This window comes from Shewanella sp. Arc9-LZ (assembly GCF_010092445.1).
Taxonomy (GTDB): Bacteria; Pseudomonadota; Gammaproteobacteria; order Enterobacterales; family Shewanellaceae; genus Shewanella.
On sequence record NZ_CP048031.1, the window covers coordinates 3,548,144 to 3,567,580 of the forward strand.

Here is a 19,437-nt window from a genome sequence, read left to right on the forward strand (position 1 = left end):
CTTTAAATTGAATATCAGTTTTTGAAACTTAATTAGTTCGCAAACCGAGTAACTAATTATCTAAAATCAGTAAAGTTTAAAATCTACTTTTATAATATTATAAATGGCTAAAAATTCTTACTTATCCGATTTGTACTCGTAATTATAATAGCCATAATAACCATAAGCATTACTGGCCTTTTTAACTACGCCGTTAAACACTACGCCTTTAACATCGATACCATTTTGCTCGAAGCGATTACGAGTCAATTCAATCTCACGGAGATGATTCTGGCCAAAACGGGCAACCAATAACGTAGTGCCAGTATGAGCACTGACAATAGCGGGATCGGTTACGGCTAAAATTGGCGGGGTATCAATAATGACTAAGTCATAAGCTTTACTGACTTCATCTACTAGCTTGCTAAAGTTGCTATGCATAAGCAATTCAGACGGATTTGGCGGTATTTGTCCGCGGGTAATAACTTTTAAACCTTCAATTTTGCTTGGCTTAGTGACCTGTTCTAAATTTAAACGGCCAGATAAGTAATCACTTAAACCGTCATCCCACTTTAGGCCAAACTGGGTTTGTAAATAGCCTTTGCGCATATCGGCATCAATAATCAGTACTTTCTTACCACTCTGGGCAAGTACTGCGGCTAAATTAACCGAGATAAATGATTTACCCACTCCAGGGCTTGGACCAGATATAGCAATAATATTATTTTTAGCTTCCATCATTGCAAAATGTAAGCTAGTACGAAGACTACGTAGAGCTTCAATGGATAAATCGGCCGGATTATCTATGGCTAATATTGATTTAGCCTTAGCAGCCGCTTTGGCTTTACTCGATTTACCGAAGCTCATGAGCTTTTGTTGATTTTCTGAATACGGCACACTGGCATAAACAGGCAAGCCGATTGCTTCAATCTCGCTAGGGTCTTCTACGCCACGGTGCATTGCTTTTTGCACTAACACAATCGCAATGGCTAACATGCCACCCAACATCGTTGCCATAACCACAATTAATGGCTTCTTAGGTTTGACTGGTTTAGAGGTGTTGACCTCGGCAGAGTCAATAATGCGCACATTACCGACGGTACCGGCACGGACAATGTCCAACTCCTGAGTTTTACCCAGTAACATGGTATAAATCTCGTTACTGACTTCAACATCGCGCTTTAAACGTAACAATTCTTGTTGAGTTTCAGGTAAATTACCTACCTGCCCCACAAGCTCTTTCTTTTGATCATTAACCGCACTAATTTGCTCGACTAAGCCTTGATAGGTTGGATGATCTTTTTTGAACTTACGGCTCATTTCTAGTCGTTTTAATTCCAACTCTTGTAATTTAGTCTCGAGGGCAACAACTTGCTCAAGTACGCCTTGGGTCTCTAGGGTGATGTTAATAGACTGACGTTTTATTTGATAATCGTTAAAGCGTTGCTCGGCAAATTCAAGTTGCTTTTTAATCTCGGGTAATTGAACTTCTAAAAATTCTAATGATTTTTGTGCTTCAGCAGAATTTCGTTCAACATTACGACGGACATAAATAGCCGCGACTTTATCGAGTACTTGTTCGGCATAGCTAGGGTTGTTGCTTTGTAAGCTTAAGTTGATAATGCCTGAGTCTTTACCCTTCTCACTGGCACCTATTGCGGCTTGCAAATCTAGAATAGTGTTTAATCTATCTTGGCGAGTGATTGTAAATTCTGTACCTGGGCGTGCATGTAACGTGCGCACGGTTAAGCTAAATTTTGAATTTGTAAGCTCTTGACCCACTTTGCCTTTGAGAATTTGCTCGCCATCGTCGTTTAATAACGCGACGGCGTTGTTGTCTAAGGCTACTAAGGTAAAACCTGAACCAATAGCAGATTTTGGTACATCGAAACGGAATACATCAATAATTTCGCCGCCCCAGGCATAACTGCTGGCACCAAAACTGGGCTCAGCTAGGTCACCTTCATTCATAGGCGCAAATTTACGAAATGAACGAGAACCAATAAATGGAAATAGGTTTGGCTCAGCAATAACATCTAGCTTTAAATTATCGACTGCTTCACCAATCACCGAGCGTGATTTTAATAATTCAATTTCGGTCACGGCTGTTGAAGTACTTTCGAACATCCCCGCCATGTCATCTAAACCAGGCACGGATGAGCCGCTGTCTTCGACTTGGATCATCGCAGTAGCCTGGTAAACAGGTGTCGATAACACTGCATACACAACGCCAACGAACATAAATAACGCCGTTAAACCAATAATAAAATATTTGCGGTCTAACAAGGCGCCAAACAATGCCATTAAATCGATTTCTTGTGCTTGCTGAGCAAGGTTATCATTCTTTTTTGTTGTAGGCTGAGCACTCATTAAGTTGCCATTCCTTATAGATATTTTTGCCAAGCGCTACATGCGCTATCGATTAATGCGTACACATGCTCAAATGCTTCTTGGCTTTGGCGATACGGATCGGGAACTTCTGCATTATTAATCCATTTCCCTAATAAAAACGTTTTACCACGCGCTTCAGGGTAGCGACTGTGAACATCGTTTAAATGGCGTTGTTCCATAACAAGAATGACACTATTAGCGGCAATTAATTGCGACGACAATTGCTGACCCTGGTGTGAGTCCATTACCACACCATGGCTTAAGGCAATTTTTTGCGCCATGGCATCAGCTGATTTACCGACTAATGCGGTTAATCCTGCTGATGCGATGGTGATATTTTTATCGATAAGCTTGCTTTTTAAAACATACTCAGCTGTTGGGCTGCGGCAAATATTGCCTGCACAAACCATTAATACTGAATCAAACATGGTGTAAAACCCTTAACGGAGTAGACATTAATTGATTAATTTTAAATACCATTAATATTATCTAATGTCGCGACCGAAGGCAGTAATAAGCTGATTACGCGGTTCCAACGGGCCAATGGTGCAGAAGTTACATACACAATATCGTGCGGTTGTAACTCAAATTGTTCAGCAAGTACCAACGAGGCAATATTCTTAGCGTGTAATTGATATACATCGGCTAAAATACCCGTTTGTTGATAATCGCGTTTACGCAGTACAAATATGCCGTTCGCATCTGCGGTGTTTTCGTTTAAGCCGCCAGAATCACTTAACGCTTCCGCTAGGTTTAAGCCATAACGGTTAAGCATTACGGTACCGGCTTTTTTGACATCGCCTAATACAAACACTTTTTGCGCATCGTTACGATTTACATGCACGATGTCGCCGTCTTGCAGTAAACGGTTTTGTGATATATCGCCTTGGGCATAAAACTTGTCTAACTCTATAATCTCAGTGGTTTCACCACGAGTAAATGTCACCGTGCGCCAGTCGGCTGATTCGGATAAACCACCCGCTTGATTTAATGCATCAATAAGGGTTAACGGAATTTCTGTAATAGGAAACACACCCGGTTGGGTGACTTCACCGGTGATATAGGTTTTTTGGCTTCTAAAACCAACCACTTTAATATCGACTTGTGGGTCTGCTATGACTTTACTTAACCGTTCAACCAATTCTTTATGCAGTTGTCTGACTGTTTTACCTACCGCAGGAATATTGGGTGCATAAGCATAAGTAACGGTGCCATCTTGTTGTACCCTAAAACCATCAAACTCGGCGGTACGTTGAACTGCTGCAGGAATGGTTAATTCAGGGTGATCCCATACACCTATAGTTAGTACGTCACCAATTCCTAACTTATATTTATAATTGCTGGTATCGATACCTGCATAACTGGACATCGGTTTAGCACTTTTTCGAAGTTGTTTTTGCTGTGCTATTAATGATGCATCAATAATTTGAATGTTGACCTTATCTAAGTCTTGTTCGAGGCTTCTTGTTTGATCACCAGAATCAATCCCCTCAAAATGACTGCCGGGAACAATGGCGCAACCCGACACAGATACAAGCAAAAATGATGTAATGAGTGTTTTGTAACTAAACGTCATTGTATGATTCCAATTTATTTAAATTTTTTGTAATGAATTAAGGGTAAAAGATAGAAAGCTTAGAAAGCAAAAGCTTAGAAAGCAAAAGCCTAGTTGCTAGATTCTAGAGCGCTGCGCTTCTATAAAATCTTTACTGCGAAGCAGTCCTTAGCAGGACGAAGTCCGCCCTAGAAGCGAAGCGCACTATCCGCGTAGCTTCCTAGGCTCTATGATTCTAGGGCGCTGCGCTTCTATAAAATCTTTACTGCGAAGCAGTCCCTAGCAGGACGAAGTCCGCCCTAGAAGCGAAGCGCACTAGCTGCGTAGCAGCATAGAAAGCAAAAGCCTAGATGCTAGATTCTAGGGCGCTGCGCTTCTAAGTAGAGCAAAAGGCTAGCAAGCAAAAGCCTAGAGTCTAGATTGCTATCGCACGTCATCGCTCTAACTGCTAGAGTCTAGTTCATTTATTATCGTTTTTATAATTTTAGGATTAGCTGACTCGTTAAGGAACAAAGGCGTTGCCATGTTTCTTATGAGAATTGAGTGAACATAATCCATTATTTATTCGAGGAGATTAGTCGACAAGCCAAAAGGGCTCATTCGCTATTTATTGTTCGATATCGCCTGATACCGCTTGTTATCTATTACTAGCGCTTCGTACCAAAAAACGTTAAAGCTAGATCGCTATCGCACGTCATCGCTCTATACCGCCTGACACCGCTCTAACTGCTAGAGCGCTGCGCTTCTATAAAATCTTAACTGCAAAGCAGTCCTTAGCAGGACGAAGTCCGATCTAGAAGCGAAGCGGTCTAGAACTTAGCTCCTAGCCGCTAGATTGCTATCGCACGTCATCGCTCTATACCGCCTGACACCGCTCTAACTGCTCTAACTGCTAGAACTTAGCACCTATCCGCGTAGCGGCCTAGAGCCTAGAGCGATCTTCAGACACGCTACCGCCCATAGGTTACGGCTCCAGCATGCCCAAAATTTCAACGAAACTTCCATTTTTTAAGCATTTACGACTAAATTACGTCGAATATGCATTTTGAGCGCTGATTATACTTAAAATTTCTGTAATTTACAGACAGAAATGACAATCTTGTGATTAATTTTGCCATTATATTGCGGTTACGTGACAGAAACACTACAGCCAAAAAAACTAATATACAGTATTAAATCCTAATTAATCATCATGATAAGCCTACAATAACGGTTATAATTAGATATTTGACTTGCTGTATTTATTTTTAGTCATAAAAAAAGGATATTGCTGATGCAATATCCTTTTTTTGAAGCAAAAATACACATTTATTGGCGTTTTTAATTAATCTGTCTGTAGTTAACTTTTTATTTTATCAGTGTAATTGCATATTTTAACCGAAACCGACTGATACACCCTTTTCTACTTTAGCAATTTCAGTTTTCTTATATCATGAATAAGAAGAATGATGTCCTGCTTATATGGTTGACGGCTAAACACTGAATCTTACTTGTCCTCACGTAATGGATACTCAACAAATGCATACATGCGAGGGGAGCTTAGCTTGTCTCCATAATAGTGCTGCTTACCCATTATATTAAAGACTACTACGCCATCTTGCGAAATCAACATACTAATGGCTTCGGTTAACTGAATTTGATCCTCGATCCCGTTGGTGTTTTAGCTGATCAAGCATAGGTTTGCTCAAATAACGCCTAACAACAGCAAGATTCGATGATATTTAACCTATGGCTGGTTTTCAGGCATCGATTAAAGACAACATACGAATACCTAATAAGTAATCGTAAAAACAAGATTCATTTAACATCTTTAGACGAAATCATTTAAAAATATTAGCAAATAAAGAGTATAGCGATAGACAATTTAGTCGCTACGTTTTAGCCAAGTAATGATCTGCCAAACATGGGCAAGGGCCCAATTGTATATAATAAATAAAGCGATAAAAGAGCTGAACATGATCCATTCAGGAACCAGATAAAACTCCCCTGCTAAACCACATAGAGAAAGTAACAATGACAACAAAGTAATTCTGATGAGGGTTTGTTTACGATTGTAACCTGCTCGCTCAAAAATATGATGTAGATGATCACGATCTGGATTAAAAGGTGATAAGCCTTTTTTAAACCTTCTAAACATAATCGCGGCCATATCCATTAACGGAATAGCAATCAAATACAAAGCCGTTACTGGAGAGAATACAGGCTCATTAATGCTAACCCCATGATGTACGTTATAAGGTTGAGTACCTAGTACTAATAACCACACTACAGTTAACCCAATTAACATACTGCCCGCATCACCCATAAATATTTTCTGAACGGATATAAAAGGCCAACGAAGGTTAAAAAATAGATAGGCAAGGATAGCGGCATCAAACAGTAATGGCAGCAAAAACCATTCATTACCAGCGCGGTAAAATAACACAGATAATGATGTAAAAGTGACTAAACTAAGCATTCCTGCTAAACCATCGATACCATCAACCATGTTAAATGCGTTAATTGAGCCAATAACAGCGATTATGGTGACTAAAATACCAACGTAACCCAGTTTAAACTCAAAAAAGTAAAAAATATCGCCTAGTGTTGTTAGATAAAAACCTGCACCAAAAACCAAAATAGATGCTGTAATAACTTGAGCAACAAGACGTAAACGGACTGACAAATCATAGCGATCGTCTAAAACGCCTATAAAAAGAATCATTGAGGAGGAAATTAGATATAAATTAAGCGTTTGGCTAGCTTGAATAAATAAACTGGAAGCGAAGAAAATACTACAAAAAATGGCTATACCACCAATAAGAGGTATAGCACCATCATGACACTTACGCTCGTTAGGTAAATCTAACAAGCCAACCTTAGCAGCAATGGGCTTAAAAACTAAAATAGCCCCAAAACTCAACACAAAAGCTGTTATAAACGGAACAAAATAATCCATCACCTCATCCTTAAGCATATACAAAACTCAAAATACAACACGAAACTTTACCACTTATCGATCCAGACCACTTACCTGATCCAGAAAATAATACACCTTATACTTCACATATGTAATCCGATTGGTGATAAATATTAATTAATCGCGTGATGGTAAGGTAAACAGAAAATGTTTGCGCAAAAAAGACGTGATGCGCCAAATATTTGAAATCACGGTGAAATAAACACCAAAGACAAGTAGAAAAGAAATAAACATAATAAATTCAGGCACTTGATACAAATCTGACAGAATACCAATTATAGCCATAATTGCGGAAAATGAACAGATTACCAAGAGTGACATTGTTGAAGTCATTCCAATACGCTGGCAAATATGATGCAAATGCTCTCTATCAGGTTTAAAAGGTGATTGACCTTTTTTGATTCTTCTCGTCATTGTACAAACCATGTCCATAAGAGGCAAAGCAATAAACCACAATGCGGTTACAGGTCGAATAACCAAAGAATTATCTGGTTGGCTTGCTTCAATCAACAACCAAATAACAGTAAACCCGATAAACATGCTGCCAGCATCACCCATAAATACTTTGAAACGACGACCAAACGGAAAGCCTAAGTTAAGCATGATATAGGGCAGCATAGCGCCAACGAACAACATGCAGTAAAGCGCTAAATAGTCGTTTCCAGCGAGATAAAACATTAAACCAAGCGCGGAGAATGTCACTGAAGCAAGCCCACCTAATAATCCATCAATACCATCAACCATATTAAATGCATTGATTGCCCCTATTACGGCAAAAATGGTTACGATATAACTCAAGTAAGTTGGGATGACTAAGGCTGTATCGCTGATCATAGCGCCAAGGTAATGCAAACTTTTGTAACCAATCAAAATCATAGCAAGTGAAATACAAGCTTGGACCACTAAGCGCGATTTAAAACTTAAATCGTATTTGTCATCTAGGGCACCCAATACAATTAGCACTGTCGAACATACAACGTAAAGAAGTAAAGCGTTGGTAATAGGAAAAAGCGCAAACAAGGCGATCATTAACGTGCAGTAAATTGAAATACCGCCAATAAGAGGGATCTGACCAACGTGCAACTTACGCTCGTTAGGCTTATCAACTAAGCCAAAACGTTTGGCTAACTTTCTGAAGATGAACAAACTGGTGAAAGAAGCACAGAATACAAATAATAAAGACAAACTCATGGACATAAATGACTCAGTGTTAGATAAAATTTGGTTGAGCTCGCCTAAAAATTACGTAAATTATTTACGCGAAATAATAAATACGTTTTCGACTCAAAAACGTACAAAATAAACTTTAGACAGGTGGTAACAAAGCCTATAGTAATCAGTTTTAAATCGTCATGTAATACAGGAGCACACAATAAACATGACATACCATAACTGTTTTTAGGTGAAAACAATCTGGAGTGTCTTTAAACTGAATATCCACGCTATAATATGATTAATTAGCTAATATAAAAATACTCAAAAAATTATCGTTTGGTATAAAAATCATACTGAAAACAGTCTTTTATTAAAAAATAATGAAAATAAATATTTCCATCTTCATTATTGAACTTGATATAATCTTATTATTGAACTTGATATACTAGAAATTATGAATATGTCTCTTCGTACATCTGATTAATATTTTTCCATGTGTAACGACTTTCAGCGATCTGCTTCATATTAACTGCAATAGCTGATAACTCATCAGTAGTCACCTCTGTTAGCATGCCATTCAAATTATGTGATGAGGAAAAATATACCGCCCGGTCTTCGGTACTGTACCTATTAAATTTACAGTCAAAAGCAAAAATTGGTTTTTGGAAGTGCATAGCTTCGACTAAAGAGGGATTGGTGCCTCCGGCAGAGTGTCCATGAATGTAGCCCTTACATTCGCTTCTTAGCATAAACAACTGTTTAATATCGTATATCGGATCAATAATATCAATGTTCGGTTTGTCTGAGAATTCTCTTTTGAGCTCTCTACCGAATTCACTAGAATTCCAATTCCCAACAAATTTTAACTTTTTATCACTATTTACAAACGCCTCTAAGATCATTTGAACATTGTTCTCAGGCTCTATTCGACATAGTGATAAGTAGTAATCTTGTTCTTGGCCAACGTCGATACCTTCAATCATTGCATGATCACCTCCATAGGCAATAACAACATTGTCCGTTGAATATTCAACGTCGACATAATCGCCAATGGCTTTGTTATCAGTAATAATCACGTCAGAATATTTAACTGCTATTGATTCTGAAAACTTTAAGAATCTCTTAGCCCATTTGTTCCATTTATCACGTTTCCATTCTAAACCATCTATATTAGTGACGATTTTAGCTTTAGAGAAAAACTTAAAAATAGGTAAAAAAAGGCATCCAGAAACACCTAATATTAGTACTGTATCAGGCCGTAAAAACCAACATCTAATTAATGATAAAATATCATACGGTATACTTTGAATACCATTCGCATTTAATGGCAAATAAACTAATTTAGCATCGTTATAAGTATCTACTTTGTCGACGTAAGACTTACCTGAGCAAAAAATAGTATAATCAATCTCATTTGACTTATACAATGTTAAATTTTCGACTAGCGATTCAAACCCACCATAACAAGCAGGTATACCAACAGTACCAACGACTGCAACCTTAATCATTAAAGTAATTCCTGATCTTTCATTCTGGTAGCAGACTTGTCTTTTTCTGAAAGAATCGGCTGATGAACTAAAGGCCAAATAATGCCGATATCCGGATCATTCCAAATAATAGAATGCTCAGACTTTGGGTTATAATAATCAGTACATTTATAAACAAACTCAGCACTTTCACTCGTTACGTAAAAACCATGAGCAAATCCTTCAGGCACCCAAAGTTGACGTTTGTTATCAGCTGAGAGTAGCACTCCTACCCATTGGCCTAAAGTTGGTGAGTTTTTACGAACATCAACGGCAACATCAAAAACCTCTCCAGAAACGACACGAACTAACTTACCTTGGGTATTTTGGGTTTGATAGTGCAGTCCACGCAAAATACCATGCATAGATTTTGAATGATTATCTTGAACAAACTGAATAGGGCCGGTGCCAATAAGTTCTTCAAATTTGCCTTGTTGCCAAGTTTCCATAAAAAAACCTCTGTCGTCACCAAAAACATCAGGCTCAATTATTTTAACTTCAGGTATTGCTGTAGCTATGATCTTCATAGTTATTACTCTTATTTTTTATTATAATTTAAAATATATATTTATTTTATTAGTCCAACTTTATTTTCAAGCTAATTTTCATTGTAATAAATACTAAAACTACTAATAGAAGTTACGCAAAAATCTTTAAAATAAAAACTAAATCAAACTAAATCAAACTTTTCAAAATATGCTATCAAAGCCATTTTATACTCTTCAGCAGTAAACTTTTTTGACATGGATAAAGCTTCGTTAGAATATCGATTCCAAACATCAAAAGAACTATTTAAATATAAAACAAACTCAACAATTTTTTCTGTATTCCTAGCATCAACGAGTAAGCCATTTTCATTATTAACGAATTCAACAGGACCTCCTACAGTTGGAGCTACTACTGGGCAACCAAATGCCATACCTTCTAAAAGCGATAAACCAAAAGTCTCAGTCCACGCTTCAGGTAAAGATAAGTTTAATACTAGGAAACTCTCCTGAAATAACTGTTGAATATTAGACGGACGAACATGAATTATTAAATTCTTTGGTATAGTGTTGCCAGCAATAAATTCATCATATTCATAACTTTCGCAATTTATAGCTGCAACAACGTTAAATTTAGGTAGACTTAATGCAAGTGAAATTAATTGTGATATTCCTTTATATTTTTTTAACGAACCGGCAAAAAACAACTGTTTCCTTTCAAACTTTGAGCGAAAATCAAGATCATTGGAAGGAATAAAATCTGTTCGTAAACCGTTATAAATAACATCAGATCCAATTTTATCAAAACTTTCTTGATGTTGAAGATATTTTGAAACAAATATTACACTTGTAGCACAATGTTGTATAAAGAATCGTAAGAAAGCTTTAAGTAAATCTGGTTTTATATGTGTTTCATGTACATAGTACACCACTTTGGTAGCAAATAATTTTGCTGCCACCCCAGCTCCAAATGGAAGCATAGTATTAATTATCACTGTTGACTTTCGGCTTTTTAGCCTATTACCGATCAACCAAAAAGATAACTGGAAGAATAAAAAAATCTGCGATATTAAAAAATAGAAAAGTTGAATATAACGATTATTACTTCGTGCATAAAAGCAATTAATCCGTCTCGCATTAACACCATCAAGAAAGCCTCTATGCTTACTTGTAAGTACATATGTATTATTCGGTGTGCTAATACCACTGTTTATAGCATCCCTAAATACTCTAGGACTACCACTAAAGTCATTAAATAAATGAACGTAAAAAATATCTACACTTTTTTTCATTTTGATTTCTTTTAAATTTCTTTTAAAATTCTTGCTGGTACGCCACCAATTACGCAGCCTTCAGGAAAAGAGCCTTTAACAACTGAACCTGCTGCAACAATACATCTAGGACCAATTATAGCTCCGTCAAGTACGGTGACCTTGGCTCCTATCCAACAATTGGGACCGATTGAAATACCTTGATGAGTAACACCTTGATTACGGATTAAAATTTCTTTATCGTCGAAAATATGATTCTCAGGGTGAACACTAAAATAAGCTCCAATAATAGTATCGTCGCCAATTGAAACACCACCGGCTCCCCCTAGATGACAGAAGTCACCAATACCTACGTTCTTACCTATGGTAATATTATCTCCAATATAAGCCAAAGAACCGCTAACTTTAACGATACCGAAACGACCAATACTTGATCCATCACCCAAAAATAAACCATTGACACTTAAGGAATCAATGATACAAAAATCTGATATTGAAACACCCTTACCAATTTTTAATTTTTTAGTACCGTATACCTTAACATTTTGCCCAAGAAAAACTATTTTCCTTACCTTTATAAGGCCTCTCATCAACGAAAACAACTGAGACAAAGATAAATTAATTAAATACAAATCGTCGACGTTCTCATCAATTTCGAAAGTACGACCTTTAATTTTTAAAACCATAAATTCAATAAACTTTTTAACTATCATATTTATTTACCACAAATGATCAATTTATTACACTCAAAATATTATCAACCCGATTTGACCATGAATTATTATCAATAAATTGGATCCGTTGTTCTTCTGTATATTTTTTACCTAAGCCATTTATGATAATATTTTTTAGTTCATCTTTAGTATTATAAAAATGAACAAATGGAGAAAATCGTTCAACCTCAACATATTGAACGCTTATAATATTATTTCCAAAATTAACGTATTCATATAATTTAACTGGGTCAACCCCCAGTACAAGATCATTTAAAGTAAAAGGCATTAATAAACAACTATACCCCTTCGAAATAGAAAAAAGTTCTGAATGATTAGCTACTCCACGATAATTTAATCTAGCAGCGGAAGGAATAATAACACCGGATTCAATAGGGCCATAAAGGTCTACAGTCAAATCTGGTATTTGCTCGAGAACATATAAAATAGATTCGAAGTCAAACCAATTTGAAATTGTACCAAAATAAGCCATATTTCTTACTTCAGCTGGAGGTATAACCTCTTCAGTAATTATCTTTCCACCAAATGCATTACGAGATAGCGATGCTTTTATATTATGTTTATTAGCTATTTTTTCTTGTAACCATGTGCTGGTACAAAAGACATAGTCACTCGAGTTTATACATGCCTTATCGAACCTAGTAATATTATTGTACTGCCAACAATTTTTCTCATGAAATTCTGCATTATCATCCATACAATCATAAATTAATTTAAAACTTCGATTTTCTGGAATATAAGCGATTAAAGTAGGATGAGTTAACCAAACATAATCAGGTTTAAAAAGTAAAATCACGAACCTGAAATATAACTTCAATAAATGAGTAGAAACACGATTTAATAATTCACTTCGATTAGAAAAAGGAAGTTTAAAAAATGGAAACAAATTTTTATCAACGCGCTTACCATTTTTCTGTAAAAGTTTTCGAGAAAAAGAAAATTGATACATTTTTTTAACATTAATATTTTTATCTTCTAAACCTTCAGCGATAAATTGTGGGCGTTGTTTTATCCAATTCCAATCAATATGTGAAATATATAGTACTTTTTTATTAACAGCCATTATTGAAGCCTTACCTTATCAATTTTAAAAACACTAAAACAAGAGTACAAAAATATAATGTATATGTTTAGTGTGAAATCAAAAATATTTGAATAGTTCATTAGAAAAAAAAGTGATGATAATGACAGAAAACCAGTCAAGCCGATCAATTTATGCGTAGGGGTACCATATAAGTAAACTCTATAGAATGAAGCTATTAGAATAAGCAAAAATGAGAACAGAGGAATACTGTAGAAAAACCCTAAATCATTTACTATTGTTGCAAAAGACGATTCGTAAAAAAATTGATATGCCTTTAAATTACCAGTTGAACCAATACCATATCCCATTGGATTAGCAGTTATGTTATCTATAAAGCTTAGTAACATAGGTGTTCTAGCTTGTGATGAAAGATCGCCAATACCCAATAAATCACTTAAGGGAGCAATAGCAAAACTAAAAATAAAAAGGAATACAAAAACAACAATTATTGATCTAAAACTGCTTATTTTTAAAAGTTTTAAAAGACTTAATAAAAGTACAACAAAGCATAATGAAAGAGCTGGGTTTCTAATTCTTGTAATGAAAAGAAAATATATGAATATTATAAAAAATAGAAAATACAATATTTTTGATTTTTTCTTCAATATACAACAAGCGATTAAATAACATATTGGTATTAACAAAACTTGTGATAACCCAGTTGAGCTACCAAAGAAACCATATGCTCTTACATCACCATCTTTAAGATGATTCCACGAACCAAACATCTCAAGATTTGAATATAGTTCGTAGAAATAAAATAAATTATAATCACCATTAAATAAAGTTTGTATCCACAATGAATATATGAAATGGATCAACAAGCAAACTACCATTACTGGCATTAAAGTTTTAAAGAACTGAGTATGAGGTTTACCTGGTAGCACATATAACAAAGATAATAAGAATATCCAGAAGTACATATTCTGAATACTTAACATTACCATGGTTCCATTACCTTTTACAAAGTACCCTATATAAATTAAGATTCCTATGTATAAAATAACAAAGAATGTTTTTGTTCTTATCTCAAAACTGGCTTTCAAAATACCGGAGAGTAATAATATCAAAAAAGTACCGTATAAGAAGACAAGTTTGAATAGTGAGAATGAATAATATAGCTTATCGAGGCCATTTGTTTTCATTGAAACTACAAAATAATTTTCAAATAAAATATAACAGAAAACTATTAATAAGATTGAACTTATAAGGTTATAAGATTTGCATTTATCATTTATCATTAAAAACCTAATCAACTTTCTACAATTTATTATTCATTACGATGAAAATGAATTCTGCCAATTTAAAAAATCTCTCATTCTAACAAAAAGAATAAAACCCAACCCAATGATATACCCGAATAATAAACCTTGTATTCCTAGATAAAACCCAAATAAATAGCCTGAAAACATCGTAATTACAGAGCCGATGGACAATATTAAAAAATCACGTTTTGTATTACATGAAATAATATATTGCATGCCAATGAATGCATTTACTGCATATAAAACAGTTATAATGCTAATTAGGATAGATATTGAAAATCCCATAAAATACTCATTGTAAAAAAAGTATATAATAGTATTTGAGAATGCAAAAAAACCTAAACATAGAAAAGCAGATATCATTATAAAAAGATTACATCTTGATTTTATAAAACCTGAGTCTAACGTTTTATTATTAAATCTAATTAAAAACTCAGATTGCCATACTGCAGAAATTAAGCTTGATAGAACAATAACAAAAGAAGGGATTTTATAACTTAGATTAAACTGAGCTGTCGCTTTATCGCCATATAAAAGCGAAACCATATATATAATACCACCGCTTAATAACCACCAACACATACTTGCTGGTATTAATGGCAATGAATAATCTAACATTTTCTTAAAAAAAGCATTAGGAATAGATAGGTTCTTATTTACAGAAAAAACAATCCATATAATATAAATACTAAAGCATTCTGATAACAGTAATGATTTAAGCCCTTTTTGTTCTAAAATAAAAATAAAAAAAAGTGAGAATATTAAAAACAAAAAAACCTGAAAAAACAATAAAAAGAAATATGTATTATCGCCTGCACTTCGTCTTAAATATTCCAAGTTTACATAAAATACTATATAACAAAACGCAGATGCTAGTACACCTATATATATATTAACACTTAAAGAAAATCCGACAACGAGAAAAAATGAAAAAAACAAAATTGAATTTGCATATTTAAATGCTAAACCTATTTCATCATCAAAACTTTTATCACCATAGAATCTAAATATAGCTGCGGGTATCTGTAATGATAAAATAGGTATTAAAAAAAACTGCATCACTTGGTATGTAGATATTTGTCCAACTTCTTTAATATCTAGAAACTTGGCGAAAATAAACAAACCAAAAAAGGAACATGCTTTAGCTAGAAATAAAAATATGTACTTTGTCATTTACCCTACTAATAACTTAAGAAATATGTAACTTTTAAATTTAATTGAATATTTAACCGCAACATAAACCAAATATGATTCTAATAATATTCTTAGAACCCCATTAGGGTATGTTGCTCTAAAACCAAAGACCATATCACTAAATCTAACTGATGCTCTGGATGTATTATTACTATCACTCAACTCAGATAAGTCATGGCTTATTACCGATTCTAGCAAATAAATCCCAAAACCTAATTTATTATAATCTAATAAAAACTTAGTATCCGTAAAATAAAATTTAAGACGCTCATCATATTTAATTATATCTTTTTTCACTAATTCTACTTTTACGACCAGCCCACTATTAATAGCAACAATATCTCTGTCTTTAATGATACCTTTCCTATCTTTTAGTGTTGGGTCTAAAGTACCGAAAAAAAGTCTTAACCGCCCAGGACTGACTAGTGTGTCTCCATGAACTACTTTAGGAAGTAATAAGTAAACATTCATATCATTTATTACTTGGTTTATTTCACTGATATAATCATCTTCAATGATTGAGTCTTGATCGAGTAATATCGCATAATCAGAATCTTGTTCTAATAGGAATCTATTATATATAATAGGCAGTGCTTTATTTTCGAGGCTTTTAACTATTTCAATTTCAAATTTATCTTTTATTTCTTCGTTTAGATAAATATTTTCATCGGAATATTTATTCATCCATATTTTCAATACGGGTTTATAATCAATATTCCGTAAATCTAAATTGGAAATAGCAATAAGTGATAATGATTCAATTAAATCAATTCCGTATGTTACAACTAAAATACTGACTTTTTTCATGTGAACTCATCAATTTATATCTTGATTATACTTTTATAACAAAAAGTTATATTTTTATATAAATGAAATTATATTTCAATTGGATTTATTCATAAAGTATCGTAGAGATTTTTTTACTTAGGAAAATAGACATTTTGTATGAATTTAATACAAAAAACTTTATTTATTTTTTATCACATCTAACAATGCTTCTTGCCAATTACTTTGTTTAATAGAAAAATTATTTAAAATTTTATGGCAATCAAGTTTAGAGTTCGCAGGTCGTTTAGCCGGCGTTGGGTAATCTGAAGTTGTAATAGCACTTAATTGCATTACATGAGAAATAATTTTTTGATCGAATGCTATTTCAAAAATCTTTTTAGAAAATTGAAACCAACTTACATATGGAAAACCTGAATAGTGATATATACCATATGCTTTATTACCTGATACTATTGATTTTGCAATCTTAATAATTGCACAAGCGATATCACCGGCATAGGTTGGGCCACCAAACTGATCAGCAACAACATCCAAGGAATTTTTAGTTTTCGCCAAACGAAGCATGGTTTTAACAAAATTATTGCCATGCTCACTAAAAACCCAAGCTGTTCTTAGTATAATATGCCTAGAACACGCTTGTGCAACTGCTTGTTCACCAGCCAGTTTACTGAGCCCATACTCACCTTGGGGATTGGTTTTATCAGACTCGGTATAAGAAGCACTACAGTCGCCAGCAAATACGTAATCTGTCGAGATATGTATAATTGCGGCATTAATCGTATTAGCAGCAACCGCTAGGTTATGTGGCCCATCACGATTAATAGCATAAGCTAATAAACTTTCTTGCTCTGCCTTATCAACAGCGGTATAGGCAGCTGCATTAATAATGATGTTTGGATTGAATTCCGCGATTATTTTATTAACTTCATTTTCGTCTGTAATATCAAGCTGAACACGGTCTAATGCTAGCAAGGTGATATCTGACATTATGCTTAGTTGGTCGACTAAACAACTGCCAACTTGGCCATTCTTGCCTGTAATTAAAATCTTCATATTATAATCCGTTAGCTAAACGAGCTAAATATTGACCATAGTTATTCTTCATCATTGGCTTTGCTATTTCAGCAAGTTGCTCTGCGGTTAACCACCCATTACGCCAGGCTATTTCTTCTAAGCAGGCAACTTTTAACCCTTGAATATGTTCAATTGTTTGTACAAAAGATGAGGCTTCGTGCAAACTTTCATGGGTACCTGTATCTAACCAGGCAAAGCCACGGCCGAGCAACTCAACATTTAAGTTGCCTTGATTTAAATACATTTCATTTAAGGTGGTAATTTCTAGCTCACCACGGTGAGATGGCTTAACTTTTTTTGCCATTTCAACAACACTATTATCGTAGAAATATAGACCTGTAACAGCATAATTAGACTTAGGTTTAGTAGGCTTCTCTTCTATTGATATTGCTTTCATGTTTTTATCAAATTCAACCACACCAAATCTTTCAGGGTCTTTGACTTGATAACCAAATACTGTCGCCCCCTCTTCTCTATTTGCAGCACTCTTCAATGTTTTGCTAAACGACTGGCCATAGAAAATATTATCACCCAAGACTAAACATACTTTATCTTTACCGATAAACTCTTCACCGATGATGAATGCTTGTGCTAGACCATCTGGTGAAGCTTGCACGGCATAACTTAAGTTTATGCCAAAATCTGAACCATCACCTAATAGACGTTTAAAGCCTTCGTTGTCTTCTGGTGTGGTGATTACCAAGATGTCTCTTATACCAGCAAGCATTAAAGTCGACAATGGATAGTAAATCATTGGTTTATCGTATACAGGCAATAACTGTTTTGATACCCCTCGTGTCAACGGGTATAGACGTGTACCTGAACCGCCAGCTAATATAATTCCTTTCATAAATCCTCAAACGTTATACGTTAAACATGCCAAATATTACAAAAATATACGATTAAGAGTTTATGCCTAAGCGTTCACGTTGATAGCTACCATCTTGTACATGTTGGCACCACGTTTGGTTAGCTAAATACCATTCGATAGTTTTACGTAAACCCGTTTCAAAGGTTTCTTCTGGTTGCCAGTTCAATTCATTGCTCATTTTGCTGGCATCAATTGCATAGCGACGGTCATGACCAGGTCGGTCTGTTACATAAGTGATTTGTTCAGCGTATAACGTGTCTTTTGGCACGAGGGTATCTAAAATACTGCAAATGGTTTTTACTACGTCAATATTTTGTTTCTCGTTATGACCGCCAATATTGTAGGTTTCACCGACTTTACCTGTCGTCACCACTTTATAAAGTGCACGGGCATGGTCTTCAACATAGAGCCAATCTCGAATCTGGTCGCCTTTACCATAGATAGGAAGAGCTTTACCTTCTAGCGCATTGAGGATCACTAATGGAATTAGCTTCTCAGGGAAATGATACGGACCATAGTTGTTAGAGCAGTTAGTCACAATGGTTGGTAAACCGTATGTGCGTAACCACGATCTGACAAGGTGGTCACTTGATGCTTTCGATGCCGAATAAGGGCTACTTGGGGCATAAGACGTGCTCTCAGTAAATAATGGCAGCTTACCATCCTGCTCATCAGGATGAGGTAAATCACCATATACTTCGTCTGTAGAGATATGATGAAAACGAAATGCTTGTTTGGCATCGGCTGACAGAGTATTCCAATACTCACGAGTTGCTTCAAGTAATGTATAGGTGCCAACGATATTAGTTTGAATAAAATCTGATGGTCCAGTGATAGAACGGTCCACGTGAGACTCCGCAGCTAAATGCATCACAGCATCTGGCTGGTGTAGCTTAAAGACGCGGTCTAATTCAGCACGATCACAAATATCAACTTGCTCAAAAATATATCGTTGACTCGACTCAATACTTACCAATGATTCAAGATTACCAGCATAGGTTAGTTTATCGACATTAATGATGCTATCTTGGGTGTTATTGATGATATGACGTACAACTGCAGAGCCAATAAACCCCGCTCCACCGGTTAATAATATTTTCATCAA

The 19,437-nt window shown here is 35.1% G+C and carries 16 protein-coding genes; all 16 read right to left on the reverse strand.

Annotated elements, in window-relative coordinates; genetic code table 11:
• Positions 1–117 precede the first annotated feature (117 nt).
• The 16 genes from GUY17_RS15155 to rfbB all read right to left on the reverse strand — a co-directional run bounded on the left by GUY17_RS15155 (position 118) and on the right by rfbB (position 19,434).
• Entirely contained in the window at positions 118–2,349 is a 2,232-nt protein-coding gene (locus GUY17_RS15155; RefSeq protein WP_162023632.1) for a polysaccharide biosynthesis tyrosine autokinase, read from the reverse strand.
• Between the two features lie 14 nt (positions 2,350–2,363).
• Entirely contained in the window at positions 2,364–2,798 is a 435-nt protein-coding gene (locus GUY17_RS15160) for a low molecular weight protein-tyrosine-phosphatase (RefSeq protein WP_162023633.1), read from the reverse strand.
• A 41-nt stretch (positions 2,799–2,839) separates the two neighbouring features.
• Positions 2,840–3,946, reverse strand: a complete 1,107-nt coding sequence (locus tag GUY17_RS15165; RefSeq protein ID WP_101086437.1) for a polysaccharide export protein — start codon at positions 3,944–3,946, stop codon at positions 2,840–2,842.
• 1,843 nt (positions 3,947–5,789) lie between these two features.
• Positions 5,790–6,863 carry a UDP-N-acetylglucosamine--undecaprenyl-phosphate N-acetylglucosaminephosphotransferase gene (gene wecA / locus GUY17_RS15170; RefSeq protein ID WP_162023634.1) on the reverse strand — a complete coding sequence of 358 codons (1,074 nt, stop codon included), beginning with the start codon at positions 6,861–6,863 and terminating at the stop codon, positions 5,790–5,792.
• A 138-nt stretch (positions 6,864–7,001) separates the two neighbouring features.
• Complete coding sequence (gene wecA, locus GUY17_RS15175; RefSeq protein ID WP_162023635.1) at positions 7,002–8,081, reverse strand: UDP-N-acetylglucosamine--undecaprenyl-phosphate N-acetylglucosaminephosphotransferase; 1,080 nt, start codon at positions 8,079–8,081, stop codon at positions 7,002–7,004.
• Positions 8,082–8,491: 410 nt separating this feature from the next.
• Positions 8,492–9,547 carry a DUF1972 domain-containing protein gene (locus GUY17_RS15180; protein ID WP_162023636.1) on the reverse strand — a complete coding sequence of 352 codons (1,056 nt, stop codon included), beginning with the start codon at positions 9,545–9,547 and terminating at the stop codon, positions 8,492–8,494.
• Positions 9,547–10,092 carry a dTDP-4-dehydrorhamnose 3,5-epimerase gene (rfbC, locus tag GUY17_RS15185; protein ID WP_162023637.1) on the reverse strand — a complete coding sequence of 182 codons (546 nt, stop codon included), beginning with the start codon at positions 10,090–10,092 and terminating at the stop codon, positions 9,547–9,549. The genes GUY17_RS15180 and rfbC overlap by 1 nt, the downstream gene beginning before the upstream one ends.
• 143 nt (positions 10,093–10,235) lie before the next feature.
• Complete coding sequence (locus GUY17_RS15190) at positions 10,236–11,342, reverse strand: glycosyltransferase family 4 protein (protein ID WP_162023638.1); 1,107 nt, start codon at positions 11,340–11,342, stop codon at positions 10,236–10,238.
• An 11-nt stretch (positions 11,343–11,353) separates the two neighbouring features.
• Complete coding sequence (locus tag GUY17_RS15195; RefSeq protein WP_174839645.1) at positions 11,354–12,034, reverse strand: acyltransferase; 681 nt, start codon at positions 12,032–12,034, stop codon at positions 11,354–11,356.
• Positions 12,035–12,053: 19 nt separating this feature from the next.
• Positions 12,054–13,118 (reverse strand): glycosyltransferase family 1 protein, encoded by a 1,065-nt coding sequence (locus GUY17_RS15200; protein WP_162023639.1) that lies wholly within the window; start codon positions 13,116–13,118, stop codon positions 12,054–12,056.
• Positions 13,118–14,209, reverse strand: a complete 1,092-nt coding sequence (locus GUY17_RS15205; protein WP_162023640.1) for a hypothetical protein — start codon at positions 14,207–14,209, stop codon at positions 13,118–13,120. Before GUY17_RS15205 ends, GUY17_RS15200 begins: the two co-directional genes overlap by 1 nt.
• A 207-nt stretch (positions 14,210–14,416) precedes the next feature.
• The gene (locus tag GUY17_RS15210) at positions 14,417–15,577 is read right to left on the reverse strand and encodes a lipopolysaccharide biosynthesis protein (RefSeq protein WP_162023641.1); all 1,161 of its coding nucleotides are present in this window, start codon (positions 15,575–15,577) and stop codon (positions 14,417–14,419) included.
• Complete coding sequence (locus tag GUY17_RS15215; RefSeq protein WP_162023642.1) at positions 15,578–16,405, reverse strand: hypothetical protein; 828 nt, start codon at positions 16,403–16,405, stop codon at positions 15,578–15,580.
• Positions 16,406–16,564: 159 nt separating this feature from the next.
• Positions 16,565–17,440 (reverse strand): dTDP-4-dehydrorhamnose reductase, encoded by an 876-nt coding sequence (gene rfbD / locus GUY17_RS15220; protein ID WP_162023643.1) that lies wholly within the window; start codon positions 17,438–17,440, stop codon positions 16,565–16,567.
• 1 nt (position 17,441) lies between these two features.
• Entirely contained in the window at positions 17,442–18,311 is an 870-nt protein-coding gene (gene rfbA / locus GUY17_RS15225) for a glucose-1-phosphate thymidylyltransferase RfbA (RefSeq protein ID WP_162023644.1), read from the reverse strand.
• 52 nt (positions 18,312–18,363) lie between these two features.
• Complete coding sequence (gene rfbB / locus GUY17_RS15230) at positions 18,364–19,434, reverse strand: dTDP-glucose 4,6-dehydratase (protein ID WP_162023645.1); 1,071 nt, start codon at positions 19,432–19,434, stop codon at positions 18,364–18,366.
• Positions 19,435–19,437 lie beyond the last annotated feature (3 nt).

What these genes read in the sequence shown, in the direction of transcription:
- GUY17_RS15155 (WP_162023632.1), bottom strand. Translation starts at nt 2,349, where the DNA reads ATGAGTGCTCAGCCTACAACAAAAAAGAATGATAACCTTGCTCAGCAA.
- GUY17_RS15160 (WP_162023633.1), bottom strand. Translation starts at nt 2,798, where the DNA reads ATGTTTGATTCAGTATTAATGGTTTGTGCAGGCAATATTTGCCGCAGC.
- GUY17_RS15165 (WP_101086437.1), bottom strand. Translation starts at nt 3,946, where the DNA reads ATGACGTTTAGTTACAAAACACTCATTACATCATTTTTGCTTGTATCT.
- wecA (WP_162023634.1), bottom strand. Translation starts at nt 6,863, where the DNA reads ATGGATTATTTTGTTCCGTTTATAACAGCTTTTGTGTTGAGTTTTGGG.
- wecA (WP_162023635.1), bottom strand. Translation starts at nt 8,081, where the DNA reads ATGTCCATGAGTTTGTCTTTATTATTTGTATTCTGTGCTTCTTTCACC.
- GUY17_RS15180 (WP_162023636.1), bottom strand. Translation starts at nt 9,547, where the DNA reads ATGATTAAGGTTGCAGTCGTTGGTACTGTTGGTATACCTGCTTGTTAT.
- rfbC (WP_162023637.1), bottom strand. Translation starts at nt 10,092, where the DNA reads ATGAAGATCATAGCTACAGCAATACCTGAAGTTAAAATAATTGAGCCT.
- GUY17_RS15190 (WP_162023638.1), bottom strand. Translation starts at nt 11,342, where the DNA reads ATGAAAAAAAGTGTAGATATTTTTTACGTTCATTTATTTAATGACTTT.
- GUY17_RS15195 (WP_174839645.1), bottom strand. Translation starts at nt 12,034, where the DNA reads ATGATAGTTAAAAAGTTTATTGAATTTATGGTTTTAAAAATTAAAGGT.
- GUY17_RS15200 (WP_162023639.1), bottom strand. Translation starts at nt 13,118, where the DNA reads ATGGCTGTTAATAAAAAAGTACTATATATTTCACATATTGATTGGAAT.
- GUY17_RS15210 (WP_162023641.1), bottom strand. Translation starts at nt 15,577, where the DNA reads ATGACAAAGTACATATTTTTATTTCTAGCTAAAGCATGTTCCTTTTTT.
- GUY17_RS15215 (WP_162023642.1), bottom strand. Translation starts at nt 16,405, where the DNA reads ATGAAAAAAGTCAGTATTTTAGTTGTAACATACGGAATTGATTTAATT.
- rfbD (WP_162023643.1), bottom strand. Translation starts at nt 17,440, where the DNA reads ATGAAGATTTTAATTACAGGCAAGAATGGCCAAGTTGGCAGTTGTTTA.
- rfbA (WP_162023644.1), bottom strand. Translation starts at nt 18,311, where the DNA reads ATGAAAGGAATTATATTAGCTGGCGGTTCAGGTACACGTCTATACCCG.
- rfbB (WP_162023645.1), bottom strand. Translation starts at nt 19,434, where the DNA reads ATGAAAATATTATTAACCGGTGGAGCGGGGTTTATTGGCTCTGCAGTT.